Raw genomic sequence first — 23,434 nt, 5'->3', positions numbered from 1 at the left:
CCCTGGGGCCGCCCGCAGCATGCTTCCTTGTGCAGGGGATCAGGCTTGCGACACAGGATAATAGGACTGGAGCGAACGCACTTCAAGGGCATGCCCCCGAAGCGCCTCGATGGCGTTCGCCGCCGCGACGCTGGCCGCCGCGGTGGTGAAGCTGGCAACCTTGGCGCGCAGCGCGCTGGTGCGGATCGCCTTGCTGTCCTTGAGCGACTGCCACCCCTCCGTCGTGTTGAAGATCAGGTCGACGTCGCCGTCGGTGATCCTGTCGACGATATGGGGGCGCCCTTCGGCCACCTTGTTGACCGGCTGGACGGCGATGCCCTGCTCCCCCAGATAGCGGGCCGTGCCGCCCGTGGCGATGATGGTGAAGCCCAGCGCCGCCATCTTCTGCACCGCGGGCAGGATCACCGGCTTGTCGCTGTCCTTGACCGACACGAACACCGTGCCGCCCTTGGGCAGGATGGTCCCCGCGCCCAGCTGCGCCTTGGCGAAGGCGGTGGCGAAATCGCTGTCGATGCCCATGACTTCGCCGGTGCTCTTCATTTCCGGCGAGAGGACCGGATCGACGCCGGGGAAGCGGGCGAAGGGGAAGACGGCTTCCTTGACCGCAATATGACCGATGGCGTTCCGGTCTATCTTCGGCAGGTCTTTCAGCTTCTCGCCCGCCATCACGCGGCTGGCGATCTTGGCGATGGGGGTGCCGATGGCCTTGGCGACGAAGGGCACTGTCCGGCTGGCGCGGGGGTTGACCTCGATCAGGTAAACGACGCCATCCTTGACCGCGAACTGGATGTTCATCAGGCCACGGACCGACAGGGCGCGGGCCAGGACGTCGGCCTGACGCTCGATCTCCGCGATGATGCCGTCCGACAGGCTGTAGGGCGGCAGCGAGCAGGCGGAGTCGCCGGAATGGACGCCCGCCTCCTCGATATGCTGGAGCACGCCGGCGACCACCACGTCGTCGCCGTCGCAGAGCGCGTCCACATCCACCTCCACCGCGTCGCGCAGATATTGGTCGATCAGGACCGGAGAGTCGCCCGACACCTGAACGGCGGTGGCGATATATTCCTCCAGTTGCGCCTGGCCGTCGACAATCTCCATGGCGCGGCCGCCAAGGACATAGGACGGGCGCATCAGGACCGGGTAGCCGATGCGGTTGGCGACGGCGATGGCCTCCTCGCGGCTGCGGGCGATGCCGTTGGCGGGCTGCTTGAGCTTGAGCCTGTCGATCAGCGCGGCGAACCGCTCCCGGTCCTCGGCCAAGTCGATGGCGTCGGGGCTGGTGCCCAGGATCGGCACGCCCGCATCCTCCAGCGCCTGCGCCAGCTTGAGCGGCGTCTGGCCGCCGAACTGGACGATGACGCCGGCCAGCGTGCCGTTCGACATTTCGACGCTCAGGATTTCCAACACGTCTTCAGCGGTCAGGGGTTCGAAATAGAGGCGGTCGGAGGTGTCGTAGTCGGTTGATACAGTCTCAGGATTGCAGTTGACCATGATCGTCTCGTAACCGGCCTCGCTGAGCGCGAAGCAGGCGTGGACGCAGCAATAGTCGAACTCGATGCCCTGCCCGATGCGGTTGGGACCGCCGCCCAGGATCACCACCTTCTTCCGGTCGCTGGGCTGCGCCTCATTTTCCGCCTCGCCGAAGATCGGGGCTTCGTAGGTCGAATACATATAGGGCGTCTTCGCCTCGAACTCGGCGGCGCAGGTGTCGATGCGCTTGAAGACCGGGCGCACGCCCAGCCTGTGGCGCAGGGCGCGAACCTCATCCTCGGTGACGCCGCCGGTCATGGCCTTGACCGCTTCGTGGATCAGGCCCGAACCGCGCGCGATGCCCCGCTCCATGCCGCGCAGATTGGCGGACTTGAGCGCCAGATAAGCGAGGCGCTTGTCGGAGAAGCCCATGGATTTCAGGCGGCGCATACCGTCCGCGTCCTGCGGCAGGCCGTTGCTGAGGATTTCGGCCTCCGCATCGATGATTTCCTTGATCCGTTCCAGGAACCAGGGATCGAACTTGGCGATGGCGTGGATCTCCGCGACGGTCAGCCCTTCGCGCAGGGCCTGCGCGGCGACCAGCAGGCGGTCCGGGGTCGGCTGGGCCAGGGCGGCGACGATGTCGTCCTTGGGCGCGCCCTCCAGATGATCGACATTGTTGAAGCCGGAAAGGCCGGTTTCCAGGCCCCGCAGCGCCTTCTGCATCGATTCATGGATGTTGCGGCCGATGGCCATCACCTCGCCCACCGACTTCATCGCGGTGCCGAGCAGCGGCTCGGACCCCTTGAACTTTTCGAAGGCGAAGCGCGGGATCTTGGTCACGACATAGTCGATGGTCGGCTCGAAGCTGGCCGGGGTCGCACCGGTGATGTCATTCTCGATCTCGTCAAGCGTATAGCCGACGGCCAGCTTCGCCGCGACCTTGGCGATGGGGAAGCCGGTCGCCTTCGACGCCAGCGCCGAAGAACGGGAGACGCGGGGGTTCATCTCGATGACGATCAGGCGGCCATCCTTCGGATTGACTGCGAACTGTACGTTCGAACCGCCTGTTTCCACGCCGATTTCACGCAGCACCGCGATGCTAGCGTTGCGCATGATCTGATATTCCTTGTCGGTCAGCGTCAGCGCGGGCGCGACGGTGATGGAATCGCCGGTATGGACGCCCATCGGATCGACATTTTCGATGGAGCAGATGATGATGGCATTGTCGTTCCGGTCCCGGACGACCTCCATCTCATATTCCTTCCAGCCGAGCAGCGATTCCTCGATCAGCACTTCGGTGGTGGGCGAGGCGTCGAGGCCTTCGGCGACGATCCGCTTGAACTCTTCCTTGTTATAGGCGACGCCGCCGCCGGTGCCGCCGAGCGTGAAGCTGGGGCGGATGATGGACGGAAGCCCGGTGAATTCAAGAGCTTCCAGCGCTTCTTCCATAGTATGTGCGATGCGCGAGCGGGCGGATTCCAGGCCGATCTTGTCCATCGCGTCGCGGAATTTCAGGCGATCCTCGGCCTTGTCGATGGCGGCCGCATCGGCGCCGATCATCTTGACGCCATATTTGTCCAGCGTGCCGTCATTGAAGAGCGCCAGCGCCGTGTTGAGCGCCGTCTGGCCGCCCATGGTCGGCAGCACCGCGTCGGGGCGTTCCTTCTCGATGATCTTCGCCACGATTTCGGGCGTGATCGGCTCGACATAGGTCGCGTCGGCGAATTCCGGGTCGGTCATGATGGTGGCCGGGTTGGAATTCACCAGGATGATGCGATAGCCCTCTTCCTTGAGCGCCTTCACCGCCTGCGTGCCTGAATAGTCGAACTCGCAAGCCTGGCCGATGATGATCGGGCCAGCGCCGATGATGAGGATGGAGGAGATGTCGGTGCGTTTGGGCATTAGAAGTGACTTTTCCCGAGCTGAACCAGCTTTTCAAAAGCGGCTTTATCTAAGCGGATTGTTTGCGAAAGCTTGCCAGGAATTTCTCGGCCTGGCCGGCCGTAAGTATCTATTTGGATGAGCTTTTCTCGACCGCAATCGACTAATCGAACGATCGTCTCGACCTCGTCATGCGGCCGAGCATTGTCTAAATGCTCAACCGTAAAGTCGCGCACTGTAGCCATCGCTCAGTTCCCCCAAATGTGTTTCATCAATGCACGCCCCCCGTCCGGGCCTCGCAACCCCAGCCGTCATATTCGACGCCGCAGAGGATTTCGATCTGGAGGCATTTCCTCGTCAGGGCGCGGATCGACTGTTCATCGACGGGCTGCTCGCATTCGAGGAAAAGGAAGAGGTCGCCATCCTCGTCCTCTTCGCGGTCCAGTTCGACGAAGCCGAACTGGCTGGCGATGGTCAGGACGCGTTCGAAATCCTTCTCGCTGCCCTTGAAGCTGACATCGACCGGACGCGCGATGCGCGCCACGTCGCCATTCGCCGCGAGATTGGCGAGGACGGCCTTGTCCGCCTCCCACTCTGCTGCGAGGCGGGCTTCGTCAACCAGGGGCAGGTTGAGGCTCACTTAAGCTCCTCAACGAAGCGCTGGAACAGGTAGAAACTGTCCTGCGGGCCGGGCGAGGCTTCGGGGTGATATTGCACCGAGAAGGCCCTTTTATCCGTCAGTTCGATGCCGCAATTGCTGCCGTCGAAGAGCGACACATGGGTCGGCTTCACATTGGCGGGCAGCGTGTCGGCGTCGACCGCGAAACCGTGGTTCATCGAGGTGATCTCGACCAGGCCGTCGGACAGGCGCTTGACCGGGTGGTTGGCGCCGCGATGGCCCTGATGCATCTTGATGGTCTTCGCTCCGGCGGCGAGCGCCAGCATCTGGTGGCCGAGGCAGATGCCGAAGATGGGCTTGCCGGCTTCCAGCACCTTCCGGATCACCGGCACGGCATATTCGCCGGTCGCGGCGGGATCGCCGGGGCCGTTGGAGAGGAAGACGCCGTCGGGATTCTGCTCCATCACCTGCTCGAAGCTGGCGGTGGCGGGCAGGACGGTGACGCGAGCGCCGGCCTTTACGAGGTTGCGGAAGATGTTATTCTTCGCGCCATAATCGATGGCGACGACATGAGGGCGCTCTTCACCGGCTTCATCGAGGCCGTAGCCGAAGCCTAGCTTCCACACGCCGTCTTTCCACAGGCGGCTTTCCTTGGCGGAGACTTCGATGGCGAGGTCCATACCCTCCAGACCCGGCCAGGCGGCGGCCTTGTTGGCGAGCGCTTCGATGTCGAACCGCCCCTCCGGATCGTGCGCGATCACGACATTGGGCGCGCCCTTCAGGCGGATCATGCGGGTCAGGGCGCGGGTGTCGACCCCGGAAAGGCCGATGCGGCCATTTTCCTTCATCCACTGGTCGAAGGGTTCGACATTGCGGAAGTTGCTGGGTTCCGTGACGTCCTGCCGCACGACGCAGCCCAGCGCGTGGGGCAGGTCTGCCTCCACATCGTCCAGGTTGGTGCCGACATTGCCGATATGCGGGAAGGTGAAGGTGACGATCTGGCCCGCATAGCTGGGGTCGGTCATAACTTCCTGATAGCCGGTCATCGCCGTGTTGAAGCACAGTTCGCCCACCGCATCGCCGACAGCGCCGAAACCGCGGCCGAACACCGCCGAGCCATCGGCGAAAACCAATACCCCTGTCGCTCCTTTGGGCACAATGAGGGTCTTGGCGTTCGCCATGGTCATATCGTCCTTTATGCTTTTGCGGGAACCCGTCTGAAGCGGGTTAAACGGCCGGTCACCTATGCGGGTGAGGCCGCCGGGTCAACTCCTGTTAAAAATCTCTTTTGGCGTTATATCTGGACCTTTCCGGAAGAGACAGGATTCATTCGCATGATTCGCGACGAGATCAAAAGCGCCCAGGTCGCCGCCATGAAGGCGGGAGAGAAGGACAGGCTGGCCGCCGTGCGCCTGATCCTGGCGAAGCTGAAGGACCGGGATATCGAGTTGCGCACCGCTTCGAACGTACCGGATGACGACACGGTGGTGGTCGAGGTGTTGCAGAAGATGGCGAAGCAGCGGCGCGAATCCATCGAGATGTTCAGGAATGGCGGGCGCGACGAACTGGCGGCGAAGGAGCAGGCCGAACTGGACGTGATCGACAGCTTCCTGCCGCAGCAGCTCAGCGAGGATGAGACCAAGGCCGCCATTGAGGGGATCAAGGCGGAGGTGGGCGCCGCGAGCGTCAAGGATATGGGCAAGGTCATGGCCGTGCTGAAGGAACGGCACGGGTCGGTGATCGATATGAGCAAGGCCAGCGGGTTGGTGAAGGCGGCGCTTTCTTAAAGGGGTTTGGAGGGGGGCGCGGCATTTTTGACCGCCTCCCTTATTCCGACCCCCGTTCGTTTCGAGCGTAGTCGAGAAACGGAAAGCGCGCACATATCGTTTCTCGACTTCGCTCGAAACGAACGGGGTGAGCATGTGTGGCTCGACACAGGCGCTTGTTCCGGCATAATCAAATCATGGCGTTCTGGACTTACATGCTGCGATGCTCGGACGGGCGCTATTATACAGGGCATACCGACGATCTGGAGCATCGAATTGGGCAGCATCAGTCAGGGCAAGGGAGCCAGTTTACGCGCAGGCGCTTGCCGGTGACGCTCGTTTGGAGCGAGGCTTTTTCTTCGCGGATCGAAGCCTTGGAGGCGGAGCGGATCGTTGGCGGCTGGTCGCGCGCCAAGAAGGAAGCAATGATAGCGGGGAATTGGTCTTCAGTGTCTCATTTCGCCCGGCCGCCGCGTGAGCGTTTCTCGACCTCGGCCTGTCCTGAGCGCCTGCCTTGGCAGGCAGGCGAAGGGCTCGAAACGAACGGGTGTGGGGGAGATGAATTCAGGGGCGAGGATGCCAGTTAAGCATGAGCCTATCCCCCGCCTTCCTGGATGAACTGCGCGCCCGCACCTCGCTGTCCACCCTGATCGGGCGGACGGTGAAGGTGCAGAAGGCGGGGCGCGAATATAAGGCCTGTTGCCCTTTCCATAACGAAAAGACGCCCAGCTTCACCATCAACGACGAAAAGGGCTTCTACCACTGTTTCGGCTGCGGGGCGCATGGCGACGCGATCCGCTGGATGACCGATCAGCGCGGCCTGCCCTTCATGGAGGCGGTGAAGGAACTGGCGCAGGCGGCGGGCATGGAGGTCCCCGCGCCCGATCCCCGCGCCGCCAAGCGGGCGGAACAGGCCAAGGGGCTGCACGACGTCATGGCCGCGGCGCAGGGCTTTTTCGAGGAGCAGCTTGGCGGGATAGAGGGCGCGGAGGCGCGGGCCTATCTCCAGAAGCGGGGGATAAGCGCGGCGACCGCCAAGGCCTTCGGGTTCGGATTTTCCCCTGACGGGCGCGGGCGGCTGAAGGCGGCGCTCAACGTTTTCGGCGAGCCTCTGCTGATCGAGGCGGGATTGCTGATCGATCCCGATGGCGCGGAGCCGGACGGGGGCAGGAAACGCGACAGCTATGACCGGTTCCGGGGGCGTCTGATGCTGCCGATCCGGGATATAAGGGGCCGGGTCATCGCCTTTGGCGGGCGGATATTGGGCGCGGGCGAGCCGAAATATCTGAACTCGCCCGACACGCCGCTCTTCGACAAGGGGCGGACGCTCTACAATATCGACCGGGCCTCTCCGGCCAGCCGCCAGGCCGGACGGGTCGTCGTGGTCGAAGGCTATATGGACGTGATCGCCCTTGCCCAGGCCGGATTTGAGGAAGCGGTGGCGCCATTGGGCACCGCGCTGACCGAACATCAGATAGAGCGGCTCTGGAAGATGGCCGATGTGCCGATCCTGTGCTTCGACGGCGATTCGGCGGGGCAGAAGGCGGCGATCCGGGCGGCGACGCGCGCCCTGCCCTTGCTGCGGCCGGGAATGAGCCTGGCCTTTGCGACCCTGCCGGCGGGGCAGGACCCGGACGATCTGATCCGCGCACAGGGGCCTCAGGCCATGGAATCGGTGCTGGCGGCGGCCGAACCGCTGGTCGAGCGGCTCTGGAAATATGAGCAGGGGGCCGCACCGCTCGACACGCCGGAGCAGAAGGCGGCGCTCAAGCAGCGCCTTTCCGCGATCACCGACGCCATCGCCCATCCCGACGTGCGGGCGCATTATGTCCACGCCTTTCGGGAACGCTATGACGCGCTGTTCTTTGCGCGGGCAGCATTCCAGCCCCGTCATCAGCGCGGCGGGAGCGGCGCCCGCTCCGGCTGGCAGCGCGACCGGCGGGGCAATTGGAAGCCCCCCCTTCCCCCCGCCGGAAGCGAGGCGCGGGCGATCGGCGCCAGCGGCATGGAGCAACGCCTGCTGCGCGCCGTGCTGGCCAGCCTGTTGCGGCATCCCGAACAGATTGCGCTGCATCGCGAGATGCTTGCGGGGCTTCGCATCGCCGACCCCGTGCTGGCGGAATTGCTGAACGCGATGATCGCCGCGTCGTTCAGCAAAGAAACAGTTGAAACCGATGGCCTCCTTACCATATTGGGGCAAGGTGAAGTGTATAATATGGCAAAGGGGATGCTCCGGGCCGACACGTTCACATTCACCCCCCACAGAAGCAAGGCCGACTCGGATCGCGTGCGGCGCGATCTGGACGAGGCGATTCGGGTGATGGCGCAGGGACCGGAGCTGGAGGCGGCGTTGGCGGAGGCCACACGGCGGGCGACAGACGACCTCAACGAGGACAGCTTTGCCGAACAGCAAAGGGTCCGCCGGTTGAAGCTGGATCATGATCGCCGCCTGGCGGAACTGGCGCAGTCCGAAGATATTATATGATATGGATCGTCCCTTTCACGGGGGCGGCGGAATTAAGGCGAATAAATGGCGAGCAAGGCGAACGGCAAGGGTGCGGGCGAAGATCAGGATACCGGCGATGCGCCGCTGCTGGATCTGAACGAGGCGTCGGTCAAGAAGCTGATCGCCCGCGCGAAGAAGCGCGGCTACATCACCTATGACGAGTTGAACGACGCGCTGCCGCAGGACCAGATGTCCTCCGAACAGATCGAGGACATCATGTCCGCGCTCAACGAAATGGGCGTCAACATCGTCGAGAATGAGGAAGCCGGCGAGGACGGGGACGACCAGCGCGACGACGGCGACGACGACAGCGCGGACGACAGCGCCGATGATGACGGCTCGCCGCGTCCCGTCACCGAGAAGAAGAAGGAAACGGTCGACCGCACGGACGACCCCGTGCGCATGTACCTGCGGGAAATGGGGGCCGTGGAACTGCTCAGCCGCGAGGGCGAGATCGCCATCGCCAAGCGGATCGAGGCGGGCCGGGACACGATGATCCTGGGGCTGTGCGAAAGCCCGACCACCTTCAACGCGATCATCGAATGGTCGACCGCCCTCAACAATGGCGAGATGCAGTTGCGCGAGATCCTCGATCTCGACGCGATGCTGTCCAAGGATCCGGCCCCGGAAAATCTGGAGGAGGGCGCCGAGGACGACGATGGCGAGATCAGCGAGAAGACCGCCGGCCCCAGCTTCAAGGAAGAGGAGGAGCCGGAGGAGGAATCCGCCGATACCGACGAGGATGAGGACGGCCTGACCGAGCGGCGCGCCCGCCGGATGGAGGAGGAGGAAGAGGAGGACAACACCCTTTCCCTCGCCCAGATGGAAGAGACGCTGAAACCGATGGCGCTGGAGAAATTCGCGACCATCACGGAGATTTTCCGCACCTTCTCCAAGGCGCAGGAATCGCGCATGGCCGCCATGGCCAATGGCGAGACGCTGAGCCAGAAGGCGGAGGACGACTATCAGGAACTGCGCGAGCAGCTCACCGCCGAGGTCGAAAGCGTCCAGTTCCACCAGCAGAAGATCGAATATCTGGTCGACCAGCTCTATGCCTATAACCGGCGCCTGACCGCGCTGGGCGGGCAGATGCTGCGCCTGGCCGAGCGGCACAAGGTCAGCCGCAAGGATTTCCTCGACCGCTATGTGAACCATGAGCTGGACGATGGCTGGCTCGACAAGGTGTCGGGCTTGGACAAGAAGTGGGCGGCCTTCGCCGCTGCCGAGGGACGCGCCGTGGAGCGCATCCGCGTCGAGGTGAGCGAGATCGCGCAGGCGACAGGCATGTCGCTTTCCGAATTCCGCCGCATCGTCAACATGGTGCAGAAGGGCGAGCGCGAGGCGCGCATCGCGAAGAAGGAAATGGTCGAGGCGAACCTGCGCCTCGTCATCTCCATCGCTAAAAAATATACGAACCGCGGCCTGCAATTCCTTGATCTTATTCAGGAAGGCAATATCGGCCTGATGAAGGCGGTCGACAAATTCGAATATCGGCGCGGCTACAAGTTCAGCACCTACGCCACCTGGTGGATCAGGCAGGCGATCACCCGATCCATCGCGGACCAGGCGCGGACCATCCGCATCCCGGTCCACATGATCGAGACGATCAACAAGCTGGTCCGCACGTCCCGCCAGTTCCTGCACGAACAGGGTCGCGAACCGACTCCGGAGGAGATGGCCGAGCGCCTGTCCATGCCGCTGGAGAAGGTGCGCAAGGTGATGAAGATCGCCAAGGAGCCGATCTCCCTGGAAACACCGATCGGCGACGAGGAGGATTCGCACCTGGGCGATTTCATCGAGGACAAGAACGCGATCATCCCCGTGGATGCCGCGATCCAGGCGAACCTCAAGGAAACCGTCACCCGCGTCCTCGCGTCGCTGACGCCCCGCGAGGAGCGCGTGCTGCGCATGCGCTTCGGCATCGGCATGAACACCGACCATACGCTGGAGGAAGTGGGCCAGCAGTTCAGCGTGACCCGCGAACGCATCCGCCAGATCGAGGCGAAGGCGCTGCGCAAGCTGAAGCACCCCAGCCGCAGCCGCAAGATGCGCAGCTTCCTCGACCAATAAGGGCGCGTCGGCAGGCCGAGGCCGGGATACGGCGGAATGATCCGAAAGGGCGGCTTTTGGCCGCCCTTTTTTACCGGCGTAAACTCCTCTTTTACCTCGACTCTCTACGGTCGCGGAATGTGGCTCCGCTGGTTGTCCGGCGCGTGCAGGGGAAGATGATGAGCGAAGCAGCACCGCGCTATCAATTTGGCGATGTATCGCAGATTCTGGACGCCGTGGTCGCCGCCGACGGCACCGCCGGCCATGGCTATGCCAGCGGCGCGCGGGCTAGTTTCGGGCCGAATGCCGCGCTGTCGCTGCCCGACCTGGCGGACGCGGCCTATTATCTCTGCCTGCTCCATGGCCGTCATCCCGGCGTGATCGACCATGCCGCCACGCGCTCTGCCGACAATGCGGCGCGGACCTGGCTGGTCCAGGCGGCCGACGCCTTCGCGCGGGAACGGGCCTATCTGACCCAGGTGACGGTCGCCGTCGGCCCCGCTCCCAGCACCGCGGGGCAGAGCGATTGCGAAACCGTCGTCAGCCAGCAGCGCCACGCGCTCGACATGCTGGCCCAGTCGGACCGGCGCGGCTGCGCCATGGGGGCGGCCATCGCGCTGGTGCTCGACTGGCGGGCGGTGCGGCACGTGCTGGACATCGCCGCGATTCGCGTCGGGCTGGAACCCCATCTCTGCGACCTTCCGGATCGCGCCGCGACGCTGGAGGTCGCCAGGCAGATCGGCGGCGACGACGCCATCGACCGCGCCATCCTGTTCGGAACGCGCCAGTTGCTCAACCAGCATCGCGGGCTGTGGGACGTGCTTCAGGCCCGCGCCGGGATCCGCGCCGGCAAGGATCAGACCCTGAACCGCGCATAAAGGCTTTGCGCTCATCCCCTGCTTTGCCATAGTTGGCGCGACGCAGGCAGATGAGAAACAGGAATATGCGGTTCGAAGGCACGCAGGATTATGTCGCCACCGACGATCTGAAGGTCGCGGTCAACGCTGCGGTGCTGCTTCGCCGCCCCCTGCTGGTGAAGGGGGAGCCGGGCACCGGCAAGACCGTTCTGGCGCAGGAAATCGCCAAGGCCCTGGACGCGCCGCTGATCGAATGGAACGTCAAGTCGACGACCAAGGCGCATCAGGGCCTTTATGAATATGACGCCGTCGCCCGGCTGCGCGACGGCCAGCTTGGCGACCAGCGCGTTCACGACATCGGCAATTATATCCGCAAGGGCAAGCTGTGGGAGGCGTTCACCTCCCCCACCCTTCCGGTGCTGCTGATCGACGAGATCGACAAGGCCGACATCGAATTCCCCAACGACCTGTTGCAGGAACTCGACCGCATGGCCTTCCACGTCTATGAAACGGGGGAGACCGTGGCGGCGAAGGAACGGCCGGTGGTCGTCATCACCTCCAACAATGAGAAGGAACTGCCCGACGCCTTTCTGCGCCGCTGCTTCTTCCACTATATCAAATTCCCCGACCGGGAGACGATGCAGGCCATCATCGACGTGCATTTCCCCGGCATCCAGAAGATATTGGTCAACCGCGCGCTGGAGATCTTCTACGAAATCCGCGAAGTTCCCGGCCTCAAGAAGAAGCCCTCGACCAGCGAACTGCTCGACTGGCTGAAGCTGATCCTGGCGGAGGACATGCCGCTCGAGGTGTTGCAGGACCGCGATCCCACCAAGGCGATCCCGCCGCTGCACGGCGCCCTGCTCAAGAATGAGCAGGACGTCATGATGTTCGAACGGCTGGCCTTCATGGCCAGGCGGCAGGGACGGTAGGGGCCGCTCCCCTCCCGCCCATCGGAAAGGCCCGAACCATGCCTCATAAAGCCGGATGCCTGTGCGGAAGGGTGCGGATAGCCATCGACGCGGAACCCCTGGCGGCGCGCATGTGCTGGTGCCGGCTCTGCCAATATCTGGGGGGCGGATCGGGGACCGTGAACGTCTGCTTCCCGTCCGACAAGCTGACGGTCACGGGCGAGGTGCGCTGGCATCACAGCATCGCGGACAGCGGCACGGCGATGCGGCGCGGCTTCTGCCCCGAATGCGGCACGCCGCTGTTCAGCCTGGCCGAATCGCGCCCGCACCTGAGCTTCATCCGGGCGGGAGCGCTGGACGATCCCGATCTTCTGGCCCCTCAGGCGGTCATCTGGACCGACGCAGCGCCCGATTGGGCGCATCTGGACCCTGATCTGCCCCATTATCCGGCACAAATCCCTCCCATAGCCTGAAAGGCCGCTTGCGCCGCCGGTGCATTTCGGCTCAACTTCCCTTCTGACATTCAAAGCCGCGAAAAGACGGCCATGAATTTAGGGAAGGATGCCAATGCCCAAGCGTGCGTTGTCCCTTTTATCGGCGGTGCTGGCCTTGTCAGCGCCCGCATTCGCGCGCGCGGCCGAGGAACAGGAAGCCTGGACCACCACCATTACCGACCTGCGCGCCGACGCGGCCGGGATCGGCATGCCGCAAAGCGTCGCCGGCCTGTCGCTGTCCAAGAGCGGGGAGGTTTCCCACGGCGGCAAGGGGATCGACAATTACGCGCAATATCTGTCGGACGACGGCGCGATCCAGGCGACGCTCTATGTCTATCTGCCGAGCTATGCCGACGCCTCGCTGGCCGCCTATATGACGGACAAGGCCGTGACGGAGCGCTTCGGCGCCAGGACGCGGCGCACCGCCTATGCCAGCGTCGCCGTGGCGGGTCATGCCGATGGCGCCATCCGCGCCGTCTATGACGATGCCGCCGACGGTGCGCTCACCACCGCCGCGGCTTTCCTGCACGTCGGGCGATGGCTGGTGAAGCTGCGCGTCACCGGGCCGACGGAACGGCGGAAGGAAGTGCTCGCTGGGCTGGACGGGATGCTGGCCGGACTCCGCTTCGACGACTCCTCCTCCATCCATGCGACCAAGCCCGCAAGGCTGACCGCCTGCCCCGCCGCCGACGCCGGCGAAGCCCGGCTGACTCAACGATCCGCCGCCGCCCCCGTCGACGTCGCCCTGCCGCGCGAAGGGCAAGAGGCCCTCTGCATCCGGGGGAAGGTCGATACCGCCGACGGCAGCCGCGACATCCTCCAGCAGGCCGGCATCGCCGACGGCGCGATCATCGTGCCGGTGGACGATGCGGGCACGGTGATGGCGTTCGACCCGGCCGAAGCAGGCCGCGGCTACCGGCTTTCGATCCATTCGGTGGGGCAAACCGATCTCTACGGCGTCTATGACAAGGTGCCCAGCGCGCGGCAGATGGCCCAGATACTGGACGGAAAGGATCCGCAGACCGCGCAGGCGGGGGCCACGGCGGCTTACACCGCCAACGGTCAGATGACGGTGCGAACTGCGGACGCGAAGCTGCGTTAGTTCCGAGCGATGGAAGCCGATTGCCGGTTTAGGCGGCGCAGGCAAATTCGAAAATGGCGTGATATGGCCAGTTGCGGACCTAAAATCCTCCCTACGCGCAGCGTGGGGAGGGGGACCGCCGCTGAAAGCGGTGGTGGAGGGGAAATACGCAGATCGTGCCCCATTCCCCTCCACCAGCCTGCGGCTGGTCCCCCTCCCCATCTATCGATGGGGAGGAATAGGATAGGTCCGCTCTTCACCCAAATCATTCAGTCCGGCCAATGTTGAATTTGTCCACGCCGCCGGCGAAATCGCGGAAAACATCCGTCATGCCTAACTTGTTTCGGCGCGACACGGCTTTCCAGGCAATGCCTCGGACGAAATCGCCTGCCCATGAAATCGGGACAAACCGCCCCGCAACTCAGATCAGATAGCCGACCTCATAAAGCCCCCAGCGCCGCCCGCCGAACATCAGCGGCACGAACACGCTGCGCAGCGCCCGGTAACGTCCCTCGCCCAGATCCTGGCGATAGGTGAACAGGAAGAAGTCCCCATCCCCGTCCAGGGCGCGGCGGGTCTGGCTGTCCATGAAAATCTGCCGGTTGCGCGCATGTTCCATGTTCCAGCGCGCCTGGCCGAGCCGCTGCGGCTGGCTGCGCGCGCTGATATGGGTCGGCAGATAACCGTTCATGTCGATCAGGCAACAGCCCACTATGGCGCTGTCCTGCGCCGTCCGCCGGTCGAGCAGGGGCTGCACGAAGCGGTCGGCAAAGGCGGTGAAGCCATTTTCATATTGCGTCGGCTCGGAACCGGGCAGCGGCCGGTATGCGGTATCGAACAGGCCGGCCATGTCCAATTCCCCCTGCGCCAGCGCCCCTTCGATCAACGCCTGCACCTCCTCCGCCCCCTCTTCGGCGAAGGCGATATAGCGGCTGTTGCGCGTGACATGGCCGCTATGAGCCGCCGTGTTGAGCATGGCATTGGCCATGCCCTCCAGCCGCTCCAGATGGCCGCGCGCCGTTTCGACGCGGGTCGCGCTTTCGGTCGCCGACTGGCTGAAACGGGCAAGTCCCTGGCGCAGCGCCGCCACGTCGCCGTCGGCCTCGTCCGTGCAGGTGACGATCGTGTCGGACCGTTCCCCGAATTGCGTCACCAGCGAAGCGATTTCGGCCATGCTGACGCGCAGCGTGTCGATATGCGAACCGACGTCGCGGCCGCGCAGGATATTGGCCTCCACCCCGCCGATCAGTTGCCGGGCGTCGCGGTCGAGCAGCCCCAGCTTGTCGCCCACCGATGCCGCCGACTCGCCCGCCTGCTCGGCCAGCCGCCTGATTTCGTCCGCCACCACGGCAAAGCCCTGCGTCGCTTCGCCGCCGCGGGCGGCCTCGATCGCTGCGTTGACGCCCAGAAGGCGCGTCTGCCGGGCGATGGCGCCGAGTTGCCCTGAAATGTCGCCCACCGTCTCGATGACGTCCAGGAACTGGCGCAGATGGCCTTCAAGGCCGGTCACATTCTCGATCAGTTCCGTCACCTGGCCCAGGGAACGGCCGATGGCCTCATGCCCCTGGGCGATGATCTGCCCCGCGCGGCGGGCGGTGAGGCTGAGTTCCTGGGCCGCCAGCACGCTTTCATTCTGGCTGACCGCCAGCGCCTGCATCGTCGATTGCAATTCGACCAGATGCGCCGAATCGTCATGGATGCGGCGAGTCAGTTCGCCCAGGAAGCCGGCCGTTTCGCTGCATTGCAATGCGATGTCGCCCGATCGTTCCCCCAGGTCGGTCAACAAGTCTAGATTTTCCAATGATCGCCGCCCTATTCCGCCCGATATGGATACTGCCTTGTTAACGATGCATTGCAACACTTAACATTCCGACAACGCGGGGGTGCTTGCATGATCGATCAAGCTGGCGGACAAGGGACGCCATCATGATGCTCAACTTTCTCGATGCGCTGCGCGCTGCCGGCATTCCCGCCGGCATCAAGGAACATCTGCTGCTGCTGGAGGCGCTGGATCGCGACGTCATCGGCCAGCGGCCGGAGGATTTCTATTATCTCGCCCGCGCCACCTATGTGAAGGACGAGGGGCTGATCGACCGCTTCGACCAAGTGTTCGCCCGCATGTTCAGGGGCGTGCTGGGCGCCGAGGGCGTCGAGGCGGAAATTCCGGAGGAATGGCTGCGGCTGGTGGCGGAGAAGTTCCTGAGCGCGGAGGAGATGGAGAAGATCAAGTCGCTGGGCAGCTGGGACGAGATCATGGAGACGCTGAAGAAGCGGCTGGAGGAGCAGAAGGGGCGTCATCAGGGCGGCAACAAGTGGATCGGCACCGGCGGCACATCCCCCTTCGGCCATGGCGGCTATAATCCCGAAGGCGTGCGGATCGGCGGCGAGAGCAAGCACAAGCGCGCCATCAAGGTGTGGGAAAAGCGCGAATTCGCCAATCTGGACAATCAGAAGGAACTGGGCACCCGCAACATCAAGGTGGCGCTGCGGCGGCTGCGGCGCTTCGCGCGGGAGGGCGCGGCGGATGAGCTGGACCTGGACGAAACCATCCGGGGAACGGCGCGGCAGGGCTGGCTCGACATCCGCATGCGGCCGGAACGGCACAATGCGGTGAAGCTGCTGCTGTTCCTAGACGTGGGCGGATCGATGGACCCGTTCATCACGCTGTGCGAGGAACTGTTCTCGGCCGCGACCAGCGAATTCAAGAACATGGAATTCTTCTACTTCCACAACTGCCTGTACGAGGGCGTATGGAAGGACAACCGCCGCCGCTTTTCGGAACGGACGCCGACCTGGGACATACTGCACAAATATGGGCATGACTATAAGGTGATCTTCGTCGGCGACGCGGCGATGAGTCCCTATGAGATCAGCCATCCCGGCGGGTCGGTCGAACATATGAACGAGGAGCCGGGCGCGACCTGGCTGGGCCGCGTGCTGCATACCTATCCGGCTGCCGTGTGGCTGAACCCCGCGCAGGAGGCGCATTGGGGCTATAGCCAGTCGACCATGATGATCCGCGAGATCATGAACGGGCGCATGTATCCGCTGACCATCGACGGGATAGACGGCGCCATGCGGGAATTGACGCGCAAAAGGTGAGCGCCGTCGGGCCGATGGCGTCGGGGGAAGCAAGAAGCCGTATGAGAGTGTCCAGTTCCACCCCCGCAAGTCAACGCCCCGTCTGGACTGGGCTCCTGCCTGCGCAGGAGCACGGCGCGCTGAGTGCGATTTCCAATCGATCGGAACCGATTGCGGACTAAAGAAAATCGCGGAAAAAACGAATCCAGAGCGCAGGCCAATGCCGGCCATCAACATCCTATGCCGGTTCGAAAAACACGCCCCCCGTCATCGGCCGCGGCGCGCCGGTGGTGCCGGGGAAGCTGATCGGCAGGCCCTTCATGTGGCGGACGGCCATATAGGCGAAACCCTGCGCCTCCAGCGCGTCGCCATCCCATCCCAGCTCGTCCACCGGCCGGACCTCCGCCCCGCTATAGCTGCCCAGCATCCGCATCAGCGTCGCATTGCGGCGACCGCCGCCGGCGACATAGATGCGCTTCGGCCGCTCCGCCAGATGGTCCAGCCCCCGCGCCACGGCGGCGGCGGAAAAGGCGGTCAGGGTCGCCGCGCCGTCCGCCAGGGAAAGGTCGCGCACCGCCTCGATGGCGAAGGCCTCGCGGTCTATGCTCTTGGGCGGAGGGACGGCGAACCAGGGGTCGGACAGCATATCGGCCAGTCGTTCCTCATCCACCCGTCCGCCTGCCGCCGTCTCGCCATTTTCGTCGAAACCCCGGTCGCCACGGGCCTGCATCCAATTGTCGATAAGGCCGCTCGCCATGCCGGTGTCGAAGGCGACGATCTCCCCGTCGGAGGCGATGGCGGTGATGTTGGCGACCCCGCCCAGGTTCAGCACGGCGACGGGTTTGGGCAGGTCATGCGCCAGGGCGCGGTGATAGACCGGGAGCAGCGGAGCGCCCTGCCCGCCCGCCGCGACGTCGGCGCTGCGCAGGTCCGCGACGACGGGAATGCCGAAGGCGCCCGCCAGGGCCGCGCCGTCCCCGATCTGCCAGGTCCAGCGCCATTCGGGGCGATGCGCCACGGTATGGCCGTGGAAGCCGATGACGGCGATGTCCTGCGTCACATGGCCGCTGCGGGCCAGCAGGTCCGACACCGCTTCGACATGGAACTCCGTCAGTTCCTCCTCGACCGCGTGGATCAGCGGTTCGAAGCCGGGCTTTTCCATGGTCATTGCCCGCTGGCAGGCTTCCGCGAGGCGAAGGCGGAAGCCGTCATGATAGGGCATGGCGTGGAAGGCGACGCCCTTGTTCGAGCCTTCGCCGTCGGTTTCGATCAGGGCGGCGTCTATGCCGTCGCGGGAGGTGCCCGACATCAGGCCTATTGCCAGCATTTCCATTTCCTCCGTTCGGGCTGCGACTTGTTCCTTCTTTAGAGAAGTGGAGGGCTTCGACAAGCATGCCCTGAGCCTGTCGAAGGGCTCAGCCCGAACGGGGCGGGATCAGCTTGCCCCATGAAGCCCTTTTCGTGTCGGTGAGCCGATGCTACAGGGCGCGGCATCATGACCAGCTATTCCTCCGACCTGCTCCGCCTGCTCGACGCGCGCGGCTATATCCACCAGTTGACCGATGCGGAGGGGTTGGACGCGCTCGCCGCCGGGCAGGTGGTGCCGGGCTATATCGGCTTCGATCCCACGGCGCCCTCGCTGCATGTCGGCCACCTGGTGTCGATCATGATGCTGCGGCAGTTGCAGAAGGCCGGGCACAAGCCGATCGTCCTGATGGGCGGCGGCACCGGCAAGATCGGCGACCCCAGCTTCAAGGACGAAGCGCGCAAGCTGTTGACCACAGACGCCATCGCGCAGAATGTGGCGAGCATCAAGCGGGTGTTCGAACGGTTCCTGACCTTCGGCGACGGGCCGACCGACGCGATCATGCTCGACAATGCGGAATGGCTGGACCGGCTGGAATATATCCCCTTCCTGCGCGACATCGGCCAGCATTTCTCGGTCAACCGGATGCTGAGCTTCGATTCGGTGAAGCTGCGGCTGGACCGGGAACAGTCGCTCAGCTTCCTGGAATTCAACTATATGATCCTCCAGGCCTATGACTTTCTGGAACTGTCGCGCCGTTCGGCCTGCCGGTTGCAGATGGGCGGATCGGACCAGTGGGGCAATATCGTCAACGGCGTCGAACTGACGCGCCGGGTGGACGGCACGCAGGTGTTCGGACTGACGACCCCGCTGCTCACCAATGCGGACGGCACCAAGATGGGTAAGACCGTGGGCGGCGCGGTATGGCTCAACGAGGACCAGCTTTCCAGCTATGATTACTGGCAGTTCTGGCGCAACACGGCCGATGCCGACGTCGCCAACCGGCTGCGGCTGTTCACCGACCTGCCGATGGACGAGGTGGAGCGGCTGGCCGCCTTGCAGGGCGCGGAGATCAACGAGGCGAAGAAAATCCTGGCGAACGAGGCCACGGCGCTCTGCCGCGGCGCCGATGCCGCCGCAGCGGCTGCGGAAACGGCCCGGCGGACCTTCGAAGAGGGCGCGTCCGACGCCAACCTGCCGACCGCCAGCCTTGGCGCCGAAGGGCTGAACATCGTGCAGGGGACGACCGCGCTGGGCTTTGCCGCCTCCAACAAGGAAGTACGGCGGAAGCTGGCGGAGGGCGCGATCCGCGTCAATGGCGAGGTGGTGAGCGACCCTGCCCTGCCGTTGAAGGCGGGGGACAAGCTCAGCTTCGGCGCGAAGAAGCACGGGCTGATAACCGCCTGAAATCAAAAGAACCTTTAAAAGGCTTTAACCATGGGATTTAAGGAAGAGGCCATCTTCCTCAGCCTATCCTGCGAACATGCCTTCGGTGTTCGCAAGCCTTTCCCACCTGAACCAGTCGCGGGATAGCGCCGTCAACCAACGGCGCGCGCAGCGCGACCTGGTCGATATGGTCAGCCATATCACGGCGCAGGGGCGGACCCATGGCACGCGGATCATCAACATCTCCGCCCTGGGACTGATGTGCCGGACGGAGGCGCCCCTTGGCATGGGCGAACGGGTGACGATATGGCTGCCCGTGGTGAAGGATCATGCCGCGGAAGTGCGCTGGTCGGAGGATGGGCGGATCGGCGTCGAGTTCCTCAAGCCCATCGAACCGCGAGTCTATGAGGCCATGCTGTCGCTCATTCCGCCGCGCCAGACGGCCTGGTAAACGCCTTTCCCAGATCGTCCCCCGCCTCCAGCCGCTGCCGCGATCGGACCAGCGCCTGCGGCATGCGCGTCCGCAGGAAATCCATCATCGCCTCCCGCACCTCGCAGCGCAGGTCGAAGGCTATGCCGGCATTCCTGGCGCTCAGCAGGCCGCGCAGCTCCAGCGCATCGGCGCGCTGATCGGTCACCTGCAATATTGCGACGCGCCCGTCCCAGCGGCTGTTGGCCTTGACCGCCTCGATGAACTTCGCCCGGATCGCCTCTATGTCCGCGGCGGGATCGACATAGAGGAAGACGGTGCCGAGCAGGTCGGAGGTCTTCGTCGTCCAGTTCTGGAACGGCTTTTCCAGGAAATAGGAAACCGGCACGATCATCCGCCGGTCGTCCCAGATGCGAACGACGACATAGGTCAGCTTGATGTCCTCTATCCGGCCCCACTCTCCCTCGACGATCACGACATCGTCCAGCCGGATCGGTTCGGAAAAGGCCATCTGGATGCCGGCGATCAGGTTCTTGAGCGCGGGCTGCGCCGCCGCGCCGACCGCCAGCCCCGCCAGCCCCGCCGACGCCATCAGCGTAACCCCGACGCTCCGCACGCCGGGAATGACGATCAGCATCAGCGAGACGATCAGGAATCCGACGATGAACTGCGCCACGCGATAGAGGATGCGGATGCGGGTATGCTGCCGCCGCGCCTTCAGATTATCCTCCACGCTGATGTCGCTGCGGCGTTCCAGGATGATGCGCCCCGCCCGCATCAGGGAAAAGACCAGCCAGCCCATCAGCAGGATGAACAGCATTTTCGATCCGATGGACCAGAGCGCCTCCACATTCGGGCTGAAGGTCAGCGGCTGGATGCCCGCCGCCAGCGTCATCAGGACGATCAGCCAGCGGCTGGGGTGGTAGAGGGCGGGAAGGATCACCGGCTCTATCCGCATCCGCCGGACGATGCGGGTCGCCAGCCAATAGGCCAGCCAGTGGACCAGGAAGGCGACGGCGACCGACAGGCCGATGGAGATCGCCGCCATCGACGTGACATGGTGCAGGCTGATGTCGGATTGCATGGCCATGCAACGACAGGGCGGCGGGATGGTTTCGCGGGTGCGGCAAGCCGTTGCTTCCACAATGCGCGCGGCAATCCCTCAAACCCCTGCCGTGCTCCTGCGAAGGCAGGAGTCCAGTTCCGACGCTGCCAGCAGCAGCACCGTCGGGACTGGGTTCCTGCCTTCGCAGGAACACAGGGGGTGCTGGGCTGACCCGCCGCCGCGTCGCGTTCGAAGCGGCAGAGGCAGGTTCCAGCCGCCTGCCCCAGCATGCGTGGTCGGCGGATGCGACAAGCCATCGCTTCCGCAACGCCGCAGTACTCCTGCGAAGGCAGGAGTCCAGTTCCGACGCCGCCAGCCGCAATACCGCCCGAACTGGGTTCCTGCCTTCGCAGGAACGCCACGTTCCTACCCGCTGCGCAGCAAACCCACCGCCGCGTCGCGTTCGAAGAGGTAGAGGCAGATCCTGGCCGCCTGCCCCCGCGCCTCGCTCAGTCCCCCATCGCGGTCGATCAGCAGATGCGCGTCGTCCCGCACCGGATCGAGCAAGGCGGAGAGATGCTCCGGCGTGGCGAGCTTCAACTGCTGCTCGCCCGACTGGCGCGTGCCCAGTATCTCGCCCGCGCCCCGCAGGCGCAGGTCTTCCTCGGCTATGCGGAAACCGTCATTGGTTTCCCGCATCAGCGCAAGGCGCGCCCTGGCGGTTTCGCTCAGCGCATTGCCGCGCAGCAGGATGCAGACCGACTGATTCTGCCCCCGCCCCACCCGCCCGCGCAACTGGTGAAGCTGCGCCAGGCCGAAGCGGTCGGCCCCTTCGATGATGATGAGGTTGCTGTTGGGAACGTCGACGCCGACCTCGATCACCGTGGTCGCCACCAATATCTTTGCCCGGGCGGAGGCGAAGGATTCCATCGCGGCATCCTTTTCCGGCCCCTTCATCCGGCCGTGCACGATGGCGACGCGCTCGCCGAAACGCGTCCGCAGCGTTTCCGCCCGCGCCTCGGCGGCGGCAAGGTCGCTATTCTCGCTTTCCTCGACCAGCGGGCAGACCCAATAGGCCTGCCCCCCGCCCTCCACATGGCGGGCCAGCGCCTCAACCACTTCGTCGAGACGCCCGGAGGACATGACGACGGTCTGGATCGGCTGCCGGCCCGGCGGCATCTCGTCCAGGCGGGACACGTCCATCTCGCCATAATAAGTGAGCGTCAGCGTGCGCGGGATCGGCGTGGCGGTCATCACCAGCAGGTGCGGCGCGCGCTCCGCCTTGGCCGCCAGCATCATGCGCTGCGCGACGCCGAAGCGATGCTGCTCGTCGATCACCGCCAGGGCGAGGTTCTTGTATCGCACCGCATCCTGGAAGATGGCGTGGGTGCCGACCAATATGTCGATGCTGCCGTCCGCCAGTCCCATGAGGGTGGATTCGCGCGCCTTGCCCTTTTCGCGCCCGGTCAGGATGGCGATATTCACCCGCAGGCCCGACGCCATCCCGCGCAGCGTTTCATAATGCTGGCGGGCAAGGATTTCGGTCGGCGCCAGCAGCGCGCCCTGCGCCCCCGCCTCGACCGTATTGAGCAGCGCCATCAGCGCGACCAGCGTCTTGCCCGACCCCACATCGCCCTGCAACAGGCGCAGCATGGGCACGGGCTGGGCCATGTCGCCCTCTATTTCCATGAAGGCGCGGCTCTGCGCGCCGGTCGGCGCGAAGGGCAGCTTGAGCATGGCGCGCAGCCGGCCGTCCCCGGCAACGGGCACGCCCCTGCGCCTGCGGGACGACTGGCGCACCAGCATCAGCGCGAGCTGGCCGGCGAATATCTCGTCATAGGCGAGCCGCTCGCGGGCCAGCGCGTCCGCGGGATCGGCATGGATGCGCTGCAGGGCCTCCCGCCATCCCGGCCAGCCCTTGCGGGCGAGCAGGCTGGGTTCGATCCATTCGGGCAGTTCGGGCGCGCGGGCCAACGCCTGCGCCACCAGGTCGCGCAGGCGATTGTTGGTCAACCCTTCGGACAGGCCATAGACCGGCTCGCGCGCGGGAATGGTGGCGGCTTCCTCCGGCGGCAGGACATGGTCGGGATGCACGATCTGCAGATTGTCGCCATAGGCCTCCAGCTTGCCGGAGACGAATTTGGGTTCGCCCAGCGGCAGCAGCTTGCGCGGCCAGGCGCTGTTGCGGCCGAAATAGACCAGCGCGACGCTGTTGCCGTGCCGGTCCTGCGCGATCACGCGGAACGGGGCGCGGGCGCTGCCGGAGGCGCGATAGTCTGTGGGCGTCAGCGTGATGCCGATGACCCGGCCTGAATCGCCCAGCATCAGTTCGTCCACCATGCGGCGGTCGACAAAGCTGACCGGAAGGTGGAAGGCGACGTCGACGGCCCGCGCCAGGCCCAACCGCTCCAGCGGTTTTGCCAATGTGGGGCCGACGCCTTTCAGCGCCTCGATTTCGGTGAAGAGTGGGTTGAGGATGTCGGGTCGCATGGCTATCTGCATGCGTCTAGCCCAGCCGGGACGATGCGCAAACATCCGATCGGCAATTT

19 protein-coding genes are annotated in these 23,434 nt (G+C 64.8%); 11 read left to right on the top strand and 8 right to left on the bottom strand.

Translation table 11 applies throughout. The features are described 5' to 3' along the window. Positions 1 to 39 precede the first annotated feature (39 nt). The 4 genes from carB to carA are packed head-to-tail and all read right to left on the bottom strand — an operon-like array spanning position 40 to position 5,154. Positions 40 to 3,375 (bottom strand): carbamoyl-phosphate synthase large subunit, encoded by a 3,336-nt coding sequence (gene carB / locus Sj15T_RS03015; RefSeq protein ID WP_013039822.1) that lies wholly within the window; start codon positions 3,373 to 3,375, stop codon positions 40 to 42. Then, complete coding sequence (locus tag Sj15T_RS03010; protein ID WP_148225545.1) at positions 3,375 to 3,599, bottom strand: methionyl-tRNA formyltransferase; 225 nt, start codon at positions 3,597 to 3,599, stop codon at positions 3,375 to 3,377. Before Sj15T_RS03010 ends, carB begins: the two co-directional genes overlap by 1 nt. A gap of 26 nt (positions 3,600 to 3,625) precedes the next feature. Beyond that, entirely contained in the window at positions 3,626 to 3,994 is a 369-nt protein-coding gene (locus Sj15T_RS03005) for a ribonuclease E inhibitor RraB (protein ID WP_013039821.1), read from the bottom strand. Continuing rightward, on the bottom strand, positions 3,991 to 5,154 hold the full coding sequence (gene carA, locus Sj15T_RS03000; RefSeq protein ID WP_041386343.1) for a glutamine-hydrolyzing carbamoyl-phosphate synthase small subunit: 1,164 nt from the start codon (positions 5,152 to 5,154) through the stop codon (positions 3,991 to 3,993). The genes Sj15T_RS03005 and carA overlap by 4 nt, the downstream gene beginning before the upstream one ends. A gap of 153 nt (positions 5,155 to 5,307) precedes the next feature. Between carA and Sj15T_RS02995 the strand changes: the two genes are divergently transcribed. From Sj15T_RS02995 to Sj15T_RS02960, 8 genes are all read left to right on the top strand, one after another. Then, on the top strand, positions 5,308 to 5,760 hold the full coding sequence (locus Sj15T_RS02995) for a GatB/YqeY domain-containing protein (protein ID WP_013039819.1): 453 nt from the start codon (positions 5,308 to 5,310) through the stop codon (positions 5,758 to 5,760). 176 nt (positions 5,761 to 5,936) lie between these two features. Further along, positions 5,937 to 6,326 carry a GIY-YIG nuclease family protein gene (locus tag Sj15T_RS02990; protein WP_041385823.1) on the top strand — a complete coding sequence of 130 codons (390 nt, stop codon included), beginning with the start codon at positions 5,937 to 5,939 and terminating at the stop codon, positions 6,324 to 6,326. Positions 6,327 to 6,328: 2 nt separating this feature from the next. After that, positions 6,329 to 8,224, top strand: coding sequence for a DNA primase (dnaG, locus tag Sj15T_RS02985; protein WP_013039817.1), 1,896 nt, complete (start codon positions 6,329 to 6,331; stop codon positions 8,222 to 8,224). A 45-nt stretch (positions 8,225 to 8,269) separates the two neighbouring features. Further along, complete coding sequence (gene rpoD, locus Sj15T_RS02980; RefSeq protein WP_013039816.1) at positions 8,270 to 10,315, top strand: RNA polymerase sigma factor RpoD; 2,046 nt, start codon at positions 8,270 to 8,272, stop codon at positions 10,313 to 10,315. 158 nt (positions 10,316 to 10,473) lie between these two features. Next, positions 10,474 to 11,172, top strand: a complete 699-nt coding sequence (locus Sj15T_RS02975; RefSeq protein ID WP_041386341.1) for a hypothetical protein — start codon at positions 10,474 to 10,476, stop codon at positions 11,170 to 11,172. A 65-nt stretch (positions 11,173 to 11,237) separates the two neighbouring features. Then, positions 11,238 to 12,083: a MoxR family ATPase gene (locus Sj15T_RS02970; protein WP_007683305.1), complete on the top strand. Its 846-nt coding sequence runs from the start codon at positions 11,238 to 11,240 to the stop codon at positions 12,081 to 12,083. A 38-nt stretch (positions 12,084 to 12,121) separates the two neighbouring features. Further along, complete coding sequence (locus tag Sj15T_RS02965; protein ID WP_041385821.1) at positions 12,122 to 12,535, top strand: GFA family protein; 414 nt, start codon at positions 12,122 to 12,124, stop codon at positions 12,533 to 12,535. A 94-nt stretch (positions 12,536 to 12,629) separates the two neighbouring features. Beyond that, on the top strand, positions 12,630 to 13,658 hold the full coding sequence (locus Sj15T_RS02960) for a hypothetical protein (RefSeq protein ID WP_013039814.1): 1,029 nt from the start codon (positions 12,630 to 12,632) through the stop codon (positions 13,656 to 13,658). Between the two features lie 400 nt (positions 13,659 to 14,058). On the opposite strand, the gene Sj15T_RS02955 is transcribed toward Sj15T_RS02960, so the two are convergent. Continuing rightward, positions 14,059 to 15,423, bottom strand: a complete 1,365-nt coding sequence (locus tag Sj15T_RS02955; protein WP_021223967.1) for a methyl-accepting chemotaxis protein — start codon at positions 15,421 to 15,423, stop codon at positions 14,059 to 14,061. A 140-nt stretch (positions 15,424 to 15,563) separates the two neighbouring features. Between Sj15T_RS02955 and Sj15T_RS02950 the strand changes: the two genes are divergently transcribed. Beyond that, the gene (locus Sj15T_RS02950; RefSeq protein ID WP_013039812.1) at positions 15,564 to 16,739 is read left to right on the top strand and encodes a VWA domain-containing protein; all 1,176 of its coding nucleotides are present in this window, start codon (positions 15,564 to 15,566) and stop codon (positions 16,737 to 16,739) included. Positions 16,740 to 16,956: 217 nt separating this feature from the next. Here the strand turns inward: Sj15T_RS02950 and Sj15T_RS02945 are convergent, their stop codons facing one another. Next, complete coding sequence (locus Sj15T_RS02945) at positions 16,957 to 18,045, bottom strand: anhydro-N-acetylmuramic acid kinase (protein ID WP_041385818.1); 1,089 nt, start codon at positions 18,043 to 18,045, stop codon at positions 16,957 to 16,959. A gap of 168 nt (positions 18,046 to 18,213) precedes the next feature. Between Sj15T_RS02945 and tyrS the strand changes: the two genes are divergently transcribed. Continuing rightward, on the top strand, positions 18,214 to 19,431 hold the full coding sequence (gene tyrS / locus Sj15T_RS02940; RefSeq protein ID WP_013039810.1) for a tyrosine--tRNA ligase: 1,218 nt from the start codon (positions 18,214 to 18,216) through the stop codon (positions 19,429 to 19,431). Between the two features lie 76 nt (positions 19,432 to 19,507). After that, positions 19,508 to 19,861, top strand: coding sequence for a PilZ domain-containing protein (locus Sj15T_RS02935; protein ID WP_007683312.1), 354 nt, complete (start codon positions 19,508 to 19,510; stop codon positions 19,859 to 19,861). Here Sj15T_RS02935 and Sj15T_RS02930 read toward each other — a convergent pair. Together Sj15T_RS02930 and recG are read right to left on the bottom strand one after the other, a co-directional pair. Continuing rightward, positions 19,833 to 20,924, bottom strand: coding sequence for a mechanosensitive ion channel family protein (locus Sj15T_RS02930; RefSeq protein WP_013039809.1), 1,092 nt, complete (start codon positions 20,922 to 20,924; stop codon positions 19,833 to 19,835). The genes Sj15T_RS02935 and Sj15T_RS02930 overlap by 29 nt on opposite strands. A gap of 387 nt (positions 20,925 to 21,311) precedes the next feature. Further along, complete coding sequence (gene recG / locus Sj15T_RS02925; RefSeq protein WP_041386339.1) at positions 21,312 to 23,375, bottom strand: ATP-dependent DNA helicase RecG; 2,064 nt, start codon at positions 23,373 to 23,375, stop codon at positions 21,312 to 21,314. Between the last annotated feature and the right edge of the window lie 59 nt (positions 23,376 to 23,434).

It is taken from the genome of Sphingobium sp. TA15 (genome assembly GCF_037101235.1).
Lineage (GTDB): Bacteria > Pseudomonadota > Alphaproteobacteria > Sphingomonadales > Sphingomonadaceae > Sphingobium > Sphingobium indicum.
The sequence above is the reverse complement of the archived record's forward strand: the minus strand, read 5'-3'. Positions and strand labels throughout refer to the sequence as shown.